This window comes from Citrobacter youngae (assembly GCF_003818115.1).
GTDB lineage: Bacteria > Pseudomonadota > Gammaproteobacteria > Enterobacterales > Enterobacteriaceae > Citrobacter > Citrobacter youngae.
Genome location: NZ_RPOI01000004.1, coordinates 22,889 through 36,417, shown reverse-complemented (window position 1 = coordinate 36,417; position 13,529 = coordinate 22,889). Strand labels below are relative to the sequence as shown.

Here is a 13,529-nt window from a genome sequence, read left to right as displayed (position 1 = left end):
ATAGGTTGCAAAATGATAATTTCGCAAGCTATTAGCATTCACAACGAAATTACCCATGTTTCAGTTTAAGCGCTAATGATAGTGCATTCTGCGATAGCGGATCATGGGGAAAGATCACATCAGGCTGTAATTCATCAAGATGTTTGCCCATTATTGTGGCAATTTTGCCGGGTCTGGCGAATACCGTAAGACCTTTCATAAATAACGTATCGGTAACCCGCTGCTGCTCATCTAACGCAATGGCGATCACCACGCGGGGTTTAAAACGTCCGCCGGAGCGCCCCACGCCAACCCGACCCCGTTGGCAGAGCTTATCGAAAGCCCGATTAAAGCGGGATATTTGCCAGCCACCGAGCGCCAGTTGCAGGCACCAGGCGATAGCGGCGACGGTAATCAGTGCGGAAACCATAATGTACTCCTTTGATTTTGCCGGATAAGCGTAGCCGCCATCCGGCAATTCAACATTAAAACATCACCTGACCGCCGGTCACGTTGATGGACTGCCCGGTGCAGTAAGAGGCTTTTGGACTGGCGTAAAACAGCAGCATGTTCAGCACGTCCTGATAATCGCAGCCGCGTTTGAGTGGAACCTTATCAATGTAGTACTGCTCAACTTCGTCTGGCTTAAGGCCAAGCTTGGTCGCATATTGCGGTAGTAACGACTGGAACATCGGTGATTTCAGCAGGTTGCCGAGCATCAATGAATGCACGGTGATCCCGTATTCCGCCAGATCCAGCGCCAGCGACTGGGTTAAGCCCACGCCGCCAAATTTTGCCGCGCTATAGCCAGAGTTGTGTTTACTGCCCACTTTCCCTGATTTGGAGTTGATCTGGATAATGCGCCCCTGAACGCCATCGCGGATCATCAGGCGTGAGAACTCACGTGCGCAGAGGAAGTAGCCGACCAGATTCACCTGCAGCGAGCGGTCGAAATCCCCAAGCTGAAAATCGCTAATAAATGCGGCTTTAGCGATACCGGCGCTGTAAACCAGCAGATCGACACGGCCAAATATTTCATCCACTCCGCGTGATAGCGCCAGCACGCTCTGTTCGCTGGTGGCATCTGCGCCAAAACCGTAGGCGGTGCCATCGCCAAACTCGGCGTTAATTTCTTGCGCCACGTTGGCGGCTTTATCACTTTGAATATCCACCACCGCGACGTGGTATCCTTCTGTCGCAAGCCCACGGCAAAGGAATGCCCCAAGGGTCTGGCCTCCACCAATGACAACGGCAACCTGATTCATCTTTATCTCCTTCAATCTTAAGCAACAAACTTCAAAATACAGCCCGGCGCGATACCGTCCGGTACGGGGCCTGCAACGTGTACGGTGCCGGGGAATTCCGCTTCGCTCAGTCCGTCAAAACGCAGGGTGATATGCCCCAGTTCACGTAAATTTTGTTCCGCTACGCTGCCAACGGCGGTGACCGGGTAGTGATGCTGGCCCAGTTCAAACTGGATCCCGGCTTGCAACGAACCGTTCAGCTCGCCGTGGCAATGAATGAAGCAAAACTCCTCGATATCCGCTGGCGCGCCTTCACGAAAGGTAATCAACATCTGGTCGCTGAGTGCATCCGGGGCGCTCTGGCCGATACGGGTGATGGTGGTCTGATAAATCACGGTCATTTTTGAGTGCCTCTTATTGGTAAATAAAGCCGGAAACAAACCAGGCGATGAGAACGGTAGGCGCGCCGGTGAGAAAACGACTCACCAGAACGGATGGCACGCCGACGCGAACCGTGTCCTGACGCGCTTCGGCCAGCGACAGCCCGACAGGAATAAAGTCGCATGCAGCCTGAGCGTTAATGGCGAACAGGGCAGGTAGCGCCAGATGAGGGGGAATATTCCCCAAACCAATCTGTACGCCGATCAAAACGCCGATAACCTGGGCGATAACCGCACCGGGGCCGAGGAAAGGCGACAGCAGCGGGAAAGAACAAATCAGCGCCAGGGTCACCAGCCCCAGCGGATGGCTGGCTAACGGTGCGAGTCCATGGGCTATCCAGTCACCCAAACCGGAAGCCATAATGATGCCAATCAGTGCCGAGACAAACGCCATAAACGGCAGAATGGTTTTCAGCACAGTATCAATCGTGTCGCGCCCGGACTGGAACAGCACTGCAACGGCTGAACCCATGCCCATTCCCACTTTTGCCAACAGGCCGTCGCTTTGTTCGGTAATCTTTTTGCTGGTATCGTAATCGCGACCGATAGTGCTGCTTGCCGGCGTTGGCGTAGCGGATGCTTCACCGACAACGGTGATATTTTCTTCTTTCACGCCAGAGACATAGATATCTTCAATAATGTATTGTGCCAGTGGACCGGATTTCCCGGTCGCGTGAATATTCACCGTCGGGATACGACGTTTTGGATAGATCCCGCAGCGCAGTGTGCCGCCGCAGTCGATGATCGCTACACCGATTTCATTCTCTGGTGGTTCACCTTCTTTGAAGCCATCAACGGCCTGCCAGCCGGTCAGATTCGCCAGCTTGTCGACAATCGCCGGGCGCGTTCCGGCAGTGATATAGACAATTTTCTTCCCGGGCGTTGCTTCCAGTTCAAGCGGACCACCCCAACCACCGGTGCCTTTTTCAATACGAATACGCGTCATGATGTTGCTCCCGCCAGATGCACTTTCTGCTCAAGTTGAATGCCCATTTTTTTCTCAAAGATGGCGGTGGTGAAATCGGTCACCCAGCCACGGAAGAAGTTGGTCACCAGACCGACCAGCAAATAGCTCACCGCGAGCGGGCCGAGCGGGAGGCCCAGCGTCGTCAAGCCGCTGGCAATCCCCAGATAGACAAACAACTCTCCGGGGTTAATGTGTGGGAACAAGCCGTTCATTGAGTGGCAGCTATAGGACGCTGCTGCGTAATAGCTGGGCTTATATCTCTCTGGCATAAAACGGCCCAGGCTCAGCGTCATGGGGTTACAAAAAACGAATGTGCCGATGCACGGCAGCAGCAGGTAGCGGGACAATGGGTTTCCGGCGCAGCGCTGGGCAAAACGTTCAATACGCTGCTGGCCAATAAAGTTAATCAGCGCATTCATGATGACCAGCAGGCTAATCAGCAGTGGAAGAATACCGGTCACCATGCCGGTAAAGACCTCTCCGCCTTTCTGGAACAGCCCGATAAACCACTCCGCACCGAGTGTGATGGTGTCGATCATTATTCTCTCCTGTAGGGATTTTAGTTACCTTGCCAAACGGTAACCAATTTTAATCAGATCGAAAGATTTAAAAGTGTTATTTTGATCTCAAAATGAAAGTAAAATATTTTAATTTGAAAGTTATTGCGTGAGTGCTCGCAAATGTGCGGCTCAGAGATGAAAGGGGATGTAAATTCTGTGAAGGAGAGCGACTACCGCTTCCTTGTATGACGGAGGATGCTTTACCATACTTCCCCCAGGCTGAATTTGTTTAATGGATGTCTCATGTTCAAGCGTCGTTACGTAGCGTTACTCCCCCTTTTCGTACTGCTTGCTGCCTGTAGCAGCAAACCCAAACCTTCAGAGACTCAAACGACTACGGGTACGCCATCCGGCGGCTTCCTGCTTGAGCCGCAGCACAACGTCATGCAAACAAGCGGCGACTTCGCCAATAATCCGAATGCACAGCAGTTCATCGAGAAAATGGTGAACAAGCACGGCTTTGACCGCCAGCAATTGCAGGAGATCCTGTCGCAGGCCAAGCGTCTGGACTCGGTATTGCGTTTGATGGACCGCCAGGCGCCGACGACGCAACCGCCAGCCGGACCTAACGGCGCATGGCTGCGGTATCGTAAACAGTTCATCACGCCGGATAACGTGCAAAACGGCGTGGCGTTCTGGAATCAATACGAAGATGCGCTGAACCGCGCGTGGCAGGTATACGGCGTACCGCCGGAAATTATCGTTGGTATTATTGGCGTAGAAACTCGCTGGGGCCGCGTGATGGGTAAAACGCGGATTCTGGATGCGCTGGCGACGCTGTCGTTTAACTATCCTCGTCGGGCGGAATACTTCTCTGGTGAACTGGAAACCTTCCTGCTGATGGCGCGAGATGAAAGCGACGATCCGCTCGATTTGAAAGGTTCTTTCGCGGGGGCAATGGGCTACGGCCAATTTATGCCGTCTTCCTATAAACAATATGCCGTTGATTTCAATGGCGATGGGCACATTAACCTGTGGGATCCGGTTGATGCCATCGGTAGCGTGGCGAACTATTTCAAAGGTCACGGCTGGGTGAAAGGCGATACGGTCGCGGTTCCGGCAAATGGTCAGGCGCCTGGGCTGGCTAACGGCTTTAAAACCCAGTACAGCATTTCTCAGCTTGCCGCCGCGGGCCTGACGCCGCAGCAGTCGTTGGGGAATCATCAGCAGGCCAGCCTGCTGCGCCTGGATATCGGTACCGGCTACCAGTACTGGTATGGGTTGCCGAACTTCTACACCATCACCCGCTACAACCACAGTACCCACTACGCGATGGCCGTGTGGCAATTGGGTCAGGCGGTGGCGCTGGCGCGCGTGCAGTAATCGCTCCCCCGGCCTACCGGAGGATATCTCTTGTAGGCCGGAGAAGATGCCCTGACATCCCCATCTGGCAGATCTTATTTGTGCAACGGAGCAATTTTTGGAATCCTCCTCGTAAAACGTTCTCCCCATCCCCATATTGGTTATGAAAGTGCTATCTTGTCCGGCATATTTTTTAACTGACAGAGGCTGAAATGACCGACAGTGAACTGATGCAGTTAAGCGAGCAGGTTGGCCTGGCGCTGAAAGCGCGCGGGGCAACAGTGACGACGGCGGAATCCTGTACCGGCGGCTGGGTAGCCAAAGCGATTACGGATATTGCCGGAAGCTCCGCCTGGTTTGAACGCGGGTTTGTGACCTACAGCAATGAAGCCAAAGCGCAGATGATTGGCGTGCGCGAAGAGACGCTGACCCAGCATGGCGCGGTGAGTGAACCGGTGGTCGTTGAAATGGCGATTGGCGCGCTAAAAGCCGCCCGTGCAGACTTCGCCGTCTCGATTAGCGGTATCGCAGGACCCGATGGCGGTAGTGAAGACAAGCCCGTGGGGACGGTATGGTTTGCCTTTGCCAGCGCAAGCGGCGAGGGGATTACCCGCCGGGAATGCTTTATCGGCGATCGCGATGCGGTACGTCGACAGGCGACTGTCTACGCGTTACAAACCCTGTGGCAACAATTTCTACAAAACACTTGATACTGTATGAGCATACAGTATAATTGCCTCAACAGAACATTATCTATCACGTTTCGCGGTTTAACCCGAAAGCGGCATGACAGGAGTAATTAATGGCTATCGACGAAAACAAACAGAAAGCGTTGGCGGCAGCGCTGGGTCAGATCGAAAAGCAATTCGGTAAAGGCTCCATCATGCGCCTCGGTGAAGACCGTTCCATGGACGTGGAAACCATCTCCACCGGTTCGCTTTCTCTGGATATCGCATTGGGCGCGGGCGGTTTGCCAATGGGCCGTATCGTCGAAATCTACGGGCCAGAATCCTCCGGTAAAACAACGCTGACACTGCAGGTTATTGCCGCCGCACAGCGCGAAGGTAAAACCTGTGCGTTCATCGATGCGGAACACGCGCTGGACCCTGTTTATGCCCGTAAGCTGGGTGTTGATATCGATAATCTGCTGTGTTCTCAGCCGGATACCGGTGAGCAAGCGCTGGAAATCTGTGATGCGCTGGCGCGTTCCGGCGCGGTTGACGTTATCGTGGTCGACTCCGTTGCCGCATTGACGCCGAAGGCAGAAATCGAAGGCGAGATTGGCGACTCTCACATGGGCCTTGCGGCGCGTATGATGAGCCAGGCGATGCGTAAGCTGGCCGGTAACCTGAAGCAGTCCAACACGCTGCTGATTTTCATCAACCAGATCCGTATGAAGATTGGCGTTATGTTCGGTAACCCGGAAACCACCACCGGTGGCAACGCCCTGAAATTCTATGCGTCTGTTCGTCTGGATATTCGTCGTATTGGCGCGGTGAAAGAAGGCGACAACGTGGTAGGTAGCGAAACCCGCGTTAAGGTTGTGAAAAATAAAATTGCAGCGCCGTTCAAACAGGCTGAATTCCAGATTCTTTACGGTGAAGGCATCAACTTCTACGGCGAACTGGTTGACCTGGGCGTGAAAGAGAAGCTGATTGAAAAAGCGGGTGCATGGTACAGCTACAACGGTGAGAAAATCGGTCAGGGTAAAGCGAACGCAACTAACTGGCTGAAAGAAAACCCGGCAACCGCGAAAGAAATTGAGAAGAAATTACGTGAGTTACTGCTCAATAGCCAGGATTCAACGCCTGATTTCTCCGTTGATGACAGTGGTGAAGACGTAAAAGAAACGAACGAAGATTTCTGATAACCTGTTTTGAATCGCATGTTTTGAATCGTATATAGTAAAGGGCTGCATATCATGCAGCCCTTTTTCATTTCTGAAGGCTCACTATGACAGACGCAACTTCCCGCCGTTCCGCTTATTCCCGACTTCTTGACCGCGCCGTGCGAATACTTGCGATGCGCGACCACAGTGAGCAGGAACTGCGGCGTAAGCTGGCCGCTCCGGTGATGGGAAAAAATGGACCGGAAGACATTGATGCTACGCCGGAGGATTACGACAAGGTCATCGCCTGGTGTATTGAAAGTCGCTATCTGGATGATGACCGCTTCGTTCAGCAGTTTATCGCCAGCCGCAGTCGTAAGGGCTACGGACCTGCCCGCGTGCGTCAGGAATTAAATCAGAAAGGGATCGCGCGTGAGTCCATTGAGCGTGCTATGCGCGAGTGTGAAATTGACTGGGCAGTGCTTGCGCGCGAGCAGGCCGTCCGGAAGTACGGTGAACCTTTACCTGTGGAATTTTCAGATAAGGTAAAGGTCCAGCGTTTTTTGCTCTATCGCGGCTATCTGATGGAAGATATTCAGGCAATATGGCGAAATTTTGACGATTGAGCGCATACGGGATTTTACTTCCCAGTAAAGAAAACTTATCTTATTCCCACTTTTCGATTGCCAGAGGCGCAGTTTACGTGCCGATGCTGGTAATGACATTTCGTTAGCTTGATTTCTTCAGGATAATTATGAGCAAGAGCACCGCTGAGATCCGTCAGGCGTTTCTCGATTTTTTCCATAGTAAAGGACATCAGGTAGTTGCCAGCAGCTCCCTGGTACCGAACAATGACCCTACTTTGTTGTTTACCAACGCCGGGATGAACCAGTTCAAGGATGTTTTCCTTGGCCTCGACAAGCGTAATTATTCCCGCGCAACCACCTCGCAGCGTTGCGTACGTGCGGGCGGTAAGCACAACGACCTGGAAAACGTCGGTTACACTGCACGTCACCATACCTTTTTCGAAATGCTGGGCAACTTCAGCTTCGGCGATTACTTCAAACACGACGCCATTCAATACGCATGGGAACTGTTGACCGGTGAAAACTGGTTTGCCCTGCCAAAAGAGCGTCTGTGGGTCACCGTCTATGAAACTGACGATGAAGCCTATGAAATCTGGGAAAAAGAAGTCGGTATTCCGCGCGAACGTATCATCCGTATCGGTGATAACAAAGGCGCGGCTTATGCTTCCGACAACTTCTGGCAGATGGGTGATACCGGTCCTTGCGGTCCGTGCACCGAAATTTTCTACGACCACGGCGACCACATTTGGGGTGGCCCTCCGGGAAGCGCGGAAGAAGATGGCGATCGCTACATTGAGATCTGGAACATCGTCTTCATGCAGTTCAACCGTCAGGCTGACGGCACCATGGAACCGCTGCCGAAACCGTCCGTGGATACCGGTATGGGTCTGGAGCGTATTGCGGCCGTGCTGCAACACGTTAACTCCAACTATGAAATTGACCTGTTCCGTTCACTGATTGAGTCCGTGGCGAAAGTCACCGGCGCGACCGATCTGAGCAATAAATCACTGCGCGTTATCGCCGACCATATCCGTTCCTGTGCGTTCCTGATTGCCGATGGCGTTGTTCCGTCTAATGAAAACCGTGGCTATGTGCTGCGCCGTATCATTCGTCGCGCAGTTCGTCATGGCAACATGCTGGGCGCGAAGGACACCTTCTTCTACAAGCTGGTTGGTCCGCTGGTAGATGTAATGGGTTCCGCGGGCGAAGAGCTGAAGCGTCAACAGTCTATGGTTGAGCAGGTTCTGAAAACCGAAGAAGAGCAGTTTGCGCGTACGCTGGAGCGTGGCCTGGCGCTGTTGGATGAAGAACTGGCAAAACTGTCCGGCGATACGCTGGACGGCGAAACCGCATTCCGTCTGTATGACACCTACGGTTTCCCGGTTGACCTGACGGCAGACGTTTGCCGCGAGCGTAACATTAAGGTTGATGAAGCGGGCTTTGAAGCCGCAATGGAAGAACAGCGCCGTCGCGCACGTGAAGCCAGCGGCTTTGGCGCAGACTACAATGCGATGATTCGCGTTGATGGTGCTTCTGAATTTAAAGGCTACGAGCACCTGGAACTGAACGGCAAAGTCACCGCGCTGTTTGTTGATGGTAAAGCGGTAGACGCCATTAACGCAGGTCAGGATGCCGTTGTCGTTCTTGACCAGACACCGTTCTATGCGGAATCTGGTGGTCAGGTTGGCGATAAAGGCGAACTGAAAGGTGCGGGCTTCGCGTTTGCCGTTAGCGACACGCAGAAATATGGTCAGGCGATTGGTCACATCGGCAAACTGTCTGCGGGCTCTCTGAAAGTTGGCGATGCAGTGCAGGCTGATGTGGATGAAGCGCGTCGTGCACGTATTCGCCTGAACCACTCCGCAACGCATCTGATGCACGCGGCGCTGCGCCAGGTTCTGGGCACGCACGTGGCACAGAAAGGTTCGCTGGTTAACGATAAAATTCTGCGCTTCGACTTCTCTCATACCGAAGCGATGAAGCCTGCTGAAATCCGTGCCGTTGAAGATCTGGTGAATGCGCAAATTCGTCGCAACCTGCCGATTGAAACGAACATCATGGATCTTGAGGCGGCGAAAGCCAAAGGTGCAATGGCGCTGTTTGGTGAGAAATACGATGACCACGTGCGTGTACTGAGTATGGGTGATTTCTCTACCGAACTGTGTGGTGGTACTCACGCCAGCCGTACGGGCGATATCGGTCTGTTCCGTATTATCTCCGAGTCTGGTACTGCTGCGGGCGTTCGTCGTATCGAAGCCGTGACCGGTGAAGGCGCTCTTAATACCGTGCATGCTGAAAGCGATCGCTTAAGCGATATTGCGCAGTTGCTGAAAGGCGATAGCCAGAATATCGGTGACAAAGTTCGTTCCGTACTGGAACGTACGCGTCAGCTCGAAAAAGAATTGCAGCAATTGAAGGAACAGGCCGCAGCGCAGGAAAGTGCGAACCTTTCCAGCAAAGCCGTTGATATCAACGGCGTGAAGCTGTTGGTCAGCGAGCTTGCGGACGTTGAACCGAAAATGCTGCGTACCATGGTTGATGATCTGAAAAATCAGCTGGGTTCTACTGTTGTCGTACTGGCAACAGTTGCTGAAGGTAAGGTTTCTCTGATTGCGGGCGTGTCTAAGGATGTGACAGACCGCGTGAAAGCAGGGGAACTGATTGGGATGGTCGCTCAGCAGGTAGGCGGCAAGGGTGGTGGTCGTCCGGACATGGCGCAAGCCGGTGGTACGGATGCTGCGGCTCTGCCGGCAGCGTTAGCCAGTGTGAAAGGCTGGGTTAGCGCAAAACTGTAAAAATTATAAGCGTAAGCCGACGCTGCGGACTTCAATCCGCAGCGTTTGCGTCAACGCTATCGACAACGATAAAGTCAGGTTGAAGTTGTGTATATCGGCTAAACTTAGGTTTAACAGAATGTGATGCCGTGACTGCTTACACTTAGGTGTTTGTCATCGCTTACTTTTTGGCGTTATATGATGGATAATGCCGGGATACAGAGAGACCCGACTCTTTTAATCTTTCAAGGAGCAAAGAATGCTGATTCTGACTCGTCGAGTTGGTGAGACCCTCATGATAGGCGATGAGGTCACCGTGACAGTTTTAGGGGTGAAGGGCAACCAGGTGCGCATTGGCGTCAACGCCCCGAAAGAAGTTTCTGTCCATCGTGAAGAGATCTACCAGCGTATCCAGGCTGAAAAATCCCAGCAGTCCAGTTACTAAGGTTTTCGCGTCTCACCTTTCTGGTGAGGCGCAACCTGATTGAGTTACCCTTTTTCTTCTCTGTTCTTCTTCGTCCTCCCCATTTTTTCGATTCCACTGGGCGTAATGCCTTTCCCTACGAAGTTTCCGTTTGTTCACTGCTTCAGGAAATTGCCAATTTATCTGTTGATAAAACACTCTTTTTGCCGTTTTTGCAGACTAATTGCGCGTGAAATGTGCAAACGATAAAAGCTCTGGAAAAATTGTTTGACTTATAAGTCCCAGAAAGTAATATGTGCGCCACGCAGCGACGATGAGCAGAAACAAGTTCTTCGAAGCACTCGCAAGAGGCGTGTTGGTGAGGTGGCCGAGAGGCTGAAGGCGCTCCCCTGCTAAGGGAGTATGCGGTCAAAAGCTGCATCCGGGGTTCGAATCCCCGCCTCACCGCCATTTGCATCCGTAGCTCAGCTGGATAGAGTACTCGGCTACGAACCGAGCGGTCGGAGGTTCGAATCCTCCCGGATGCACCATCTTCTCTGCAGTATCAGTAGTAATCAGCAATTCCCGATGCATCCGTAGCTCAGCTGGATAGAGTACTCGGCTACGAACCGAGCGGTCGGAGGTTCGAATCCTCCCGGATGCACCATCTCCCCCTTTAAATTATTTCCACATATTCTCTGAATGCCCCTCAATTCGCTGTCAGCGACAAAATCAATCAATTACGATAAAATAACGTCTGGTCATTCGGCTTGTGAGAAGACGATGTACGAACGTTATGCGGGTTTGATTTTTGATATGGATGGCACCATCCTGGATACCGAGCCAACGCACCGTAAGGCGTGGCATGAGGTATTGGGGCATTATGGGCTGCGTTTTGATGAACAAGCCATGGTCGCCCTCAACGGCTCCCCAACGTGGCGTATTGCCCAGTCGGTAATTGAATTGAATCATGCCGATCTCGACCTCCATGCCTTAGCGCGTGAAAAAACCGACAAGGTGAGAAGCATGTTGCTGGATAGCGTCCAGCCTCTGCCGTTGGTTGACGTCGTGAAAGCCTGGCATGGTCGTCGGCCTATGGCGGTAGGAACGGGGAGTGAAAGCGCGATTGCAGAAGCGCTGCTTACTCACCTTGGGCTGCGTCGTTATTTTGATGCCGTGGTGGCGGCCGATCACGTACAACGCCACAAACCGGCTCCTGATACGTTTTTGCTCTGTGCTGAACGTATGGGCGTTGAACCGGCGCGTTGCGTCGTGTTTGAAGATGCCGATTTTGGACTTCAGGCGGCGCGTGCCGCAGGAATGGACGCCGTGGATGTCCGGTTATTGTGAGTGATGGACTGTCGCTCCTCTCGCTGTTTGCCAGCAGCTTTCTCAGCGCCACGCTATTACCTGGAAATTCTGAAGTTGTTTTAGTTGCCTTACTGGTTTCTGGAGCGAGTCATCCCTGGGTCTTAGTTTTAACAGCAACAATGGGTAATAGCCTTGGAGGGTTAACTAACGTTATCCTTGGGCGTTTCTTTCCGTTGCGTAAAACATCGCGCTGGCAAGAAAAAGCCACTGGCTGGCTGAGGCGCTATGGCGCTGTCACACTATTATTAAGCTGGATGCCGGTTGTGGGTGATTTACTGTGCTTGTTAGCGGGATGGATGCGCATCTCGTGGGGCCCAGTTCTCTTTTTTTTATGTCTTGGCAAAGCGCTGCGCTATGTTGTGGTTGCGGCGGTTACGACGCAAGGCATTATGTGGTGGCACTAATTGTGTTGTGGAATAACCTGCAGGTTGACCAATACCATTATGCTAATTAAAACGATTTTGACAGGCGGGAGGTCAATTTGATCCCGGACGTATCACAGGCGCTGGCCTGGCTGGAAAAACATCCTCATGCGTTAGAGGGGATTCAACGCGGGCTCGAGCGCGAAACGCTGCGTGTTAATGCTGATGGTTCATTGGCAACGACAGGCCATCCTGAAGTGTTAGGCTCAGCGCTAACGCATAAATGGATAACCACTGACTTTGCCGAAACACTGCTGGAGTTTATTACTCCACCGGGCGATGACATTCACAAAATGCTCACGTTCATGCGCGATCTGCATCGCTATACTGCCAGGAATCTTGGCGATGAGCGTATGTGGCCGTTGAGCATGCCTTGCTATATTGCCGAAGGTCAGGATATCGAGCTGGCGCAGTACGGTACGTCGAATATCGGTCGTCTGAAAACCCTTTACCGTGAAGGCCTCAAAAACCGTTACGGCGCGTTGATGCAGACTATCTCCGGCGTACACTACAACTTCTCGCTGCCGATGGCTTTCTGGCAGGCGAAATGTGGCGTAACAGATGGCGATGAAGACGCTAAAGAAAAAGTGTCAGCAGGGTATTTCCGTCTGATTCGCAACTACTACCGTTTTGGTTGGGTGATCCCGTATCTGTTTGGCGCCTCTCCGGCCATTTGTTCCTCCTTCCTGCAAGGAAAACCGACAACGCTGCCGTTTGAAAAAACCGATTGTGGTATGTATTACCTGCCTTATGCCACGTCGCTGCGTCTGAGTGACCTGGGTTATACCAATAAGTCGCAAAGCAATCTCGGAATTACGTTTAACGATTTGCATGAGTATGTGGCAGGATTGAAGCGCGCGATTAAAACGCCTTCAGAGGAGTACGCGGCGATCGGTCTGGAGAAAGACGGTAAGCGCCTGCAAATCAACAGCAACGTTTTGCAGATCGAAAATGAACTGTATGCGCCAATTCGTCCGAAACGCGTGACTCGCAGCGGTGAAACGCCGTCTGATGCGCTTCTACGCGGCGGCATTGAGTATATCGAAGTGCGTTCGCTCGACATCAACCCCTTCTCGCCAATCGGCGTAGATGAACAACAGGTGCGCTTCCTCGATTTGTTCATGGTTTGGTGCGTTCTGGCTGATGCCCCGGAAATGAGTAGCGACGAGCTGCTGTGTACGCGTACTAACTGGAATCGCGTTATTCTGGAAGGGCGCAAGCCAGGCCTGACGTTAGGTATTGGTTGTGAAACGGCTCAGTTCCCGTTGCCTAAAGTGGGTAAAGATCTGTTCCGTGATCTGAAACGTGTGGCACAAACGCTGGACGGCATTCACGGAGGAGAGGAATATCAAAAAGTATGTGACGAACTGGTTGCCTGCTTTGATAATCCTGAGCTGACATTCTCAGCGCGGATCCTGCGGTCTATGATTGATACTGGTATCGGTGGCACGGGTAAAGCGTTGGGTGAAGCGTACCGTAACCTGTTGCGCGAAGAGCCGTTGGAACTGCTGCAGGAAGACGAATTTATTGCTGAAAGTGTGGCTTCTAAGCGCCGTCAGCAGGAGATTGAAGCGGCAGATACTGAGCCGTTTGGTGTGTGGCTGGAAAAGCACGCCTGATACAAAAGAAAAAGGCCACTCGGGAGTGGCCAA

14 protein-coding genes and 3 tRNA genes are annotated in these 13,529 nt (G+C 52.6%); 12 read left to right on the top strand and 5 right to left on the bottom strand.

The window, feature by feature from the left end; all coding sequences use genetic code 11:
- Window positions 1-49: 49 nt before the first annotated feature.
- Genes gutM through srlA form a run of 5 tightly spaced genes read right to left on the bottom strand, consistent with a single transcriptional unit; the run spans window position 50 to window position 3,169 of the window.
- Window positions 50-409: a transcriptional regulator GutM gene (gene gutM / locus EHN13_RS02495; protein ID WP_048213020.1), complete on the bottom strand. Its 360-nt coding sequence runs from the start codon at window positions 407-409 to the stop codon at window positions 50-52.
- 55 nt (window positions 410-464) lie between these two features.
- Entirely contained in the window at window positions 465-1,244 is a 780-nt protein-coding gene (srlD, locus tag EHN13_RS02490) for a sorbitol-6-phosphate dehydrogenase (RefSeq protein ID WP_124020819.1), read from the bottom strand.
- Window positions 1,245-1,261: 17 nt separating this feature from the next.
- The gene (srlB, locus tag EHN13_RS02485) at window positions 1,262-1,624 is read right to left on the bottom strand and encodes a PTS glucitol/sorbitol transporter subunit IIA (RefSeq protein ID WP_048213019.1); all 363 of its coding nucleotides are present in this window, start codon (window positions 1,622-1,624) and stop codon (window positions 1,262-1,264) included.
- Window positions 1,625-1,637: 13 nt separating this feature from the next.
- Complete coding sequence (gene srlE, locus EHN13_RS02480; protein WP_124020818.1) at window positions 1,638-2,609, bottom strand: PTS glucitol/sorbitol transporter subunit IIB; 972 nt, start codon at window positions 2,607-2,609, stop codon at window positions 1,638-1,640.
- The gene (gene srlA / locus EHN13_RS02475) at window positions 2,606-3,169 is read right to left on the bottom strand and encodes a PTS glucitol/sorbitol transporter subunit IIC (protein ID WP_048213017.1); all 564 of its coding nucleotides are present in this window, start codon (window positions 3,167-3,169) and stop codon (window positions 2,606-2,608) included. Before srlA ends, srlE begins: the two co-directional genes overlap by 4 nt.
- A 264-nt stretch (window positions 3,170-3,433) precedes the next feature.
- Between srlA and mltB the strand changes: the two genes are divergently transcribed.
- From mltB to gshA, 12 genes are all read left to right on the top strand, one after another.
- A complete protein-coding gene (mltB, locus tag EHN13_RS02470; protein WP_048213016.1) occupies window positions 3,434-4,513 on the top strand; it encodes a lytic murein transglycosylase B in 1,080 nt (359 codons plus the stop codon).
- Between the two features lie 191 nt (window positions 4,514-4,704).
- Window positions 4,705-5,202, top strand: coding sequence for a nicotinamide-nucleotide amidase (gene pncC / locus EHN13_RS02465; protein ID WP_115601590.1), 498 nt, complete (start codon window positions 4,705-4,707; stop codon window positions 5,200-5,202).
- A gap of 92 nt (window positions 5,203-5,294) precedes the next feature.
- Window positions 5,295-6,359 carry a recombinase RecA gene (gene recA, locus EHN13_RS02460; protein WP_121584967.1) on the top strand — a complete coding sequence of 355 codons (1,065 nt, stop codon included), beginning with the start codon at window positions 5,295-5,297 and terminating at the stop codon, window positions 6,357-6,359.
- Between the two features lie 86 nt (window positions 6,360-6,445).
- On the top strand, window positions 6,446-6,946 hold the full coding sequence (gene recX / locus EHN13_RS02455; protein WP_116361109.1) for a recombination regulator RecX: 501 nt from the start codon (window positions 6,446-6,448) through the stop codon (window positions 6,944-6,946).
- A gap of 128 nt (window positions 6,947-7,074) precedes the next feature.
- Window positions 7,075-9,702, top strand: a complete 2,628-nt coding sequence (gene alaS / locus EHN13_RS02450; RefSeq protein ID WP_048213013.1) for an alanine--tRNA ligase — start codon at window positions 7,075-7,077, stop codon at window positions 9,700-9,702.
- A 238-nt stretch (window positions 9,703-9,940) separates the two neighbouring features.
- Window positions 9,941-10,126, top strand: a complete 186-nt coding sequence (gene csrA / locus EHN13_RS02445) for a carbon storage regulator CsrA (protein ID WP_000906486.1) — start codon at window positions 9,941-9,943, stop codon at window positions 10,124-10,126.
- Between the two features lie 336 nt (window positions 10,127-10,462).
- A tRNA-Ser gene (locus tag EHN13_RS02440) sits at window positions 10,463-10,555 on the top strand.
- Window positions 10,556-10,558: 3 nt separating this feature from the next.
- Window positions 10,559-10,635: transfer RNA gene (locus EHN13_RS02435), tRNA-Arg, on the top strand.
- Between the two features lie 39 nt (window positions 10,636-10,674).
- Window positions 10,675-10,751, top strand: a tRNA-Arg gene (locus EHN13_RS02430).
- A 116-nt stretch (window positions 10,752-10,867) separates the two neighbouring features.
- On the top strand, window positions 10,868-11,434 hold the full coding sequence (gene yqaB / locus EHN13_RS02425) for a fructose-1-phosphate/6-phosphogluconate phosphatase (RefSeq protein ID WP_124020816.1): 567 nt from the start codon (window positions 10,868-10,870) through the stop codon (window positions 11,432-11,434).
- Window positions 11,431-11,859, top strand: coding sequence for a YqaA family protein (locus tag EHN13_RS02420; protein WP_042313100.1), 429 nt, complete (start codon window positions 11,431-11,433; stop codon window positions 11,857-11,859). The genes yqaB and EHN13_RS02420 overlap by 4 nt, the downstream gene beginning before the upstream one ends.
- A gap of 77 nt (window positions 11,860-11,936) precedes the next feature.
- Window positions 11,937-13,496 carry a glutamate--cysteine ligase gene (gshA, locus tag EHN13_RS02415; protein ID WP_048213011.1) on the top strand — a complete coding sequence of 520 codons (1,560 nt, stop codon included), beginning with the start codon at window positions 11,937-11,939 and terminating at the stop codon, window positions 13,494-13,496.
- Window positions 13,497-13,529 lie beyond the last annotated feature (33 nt).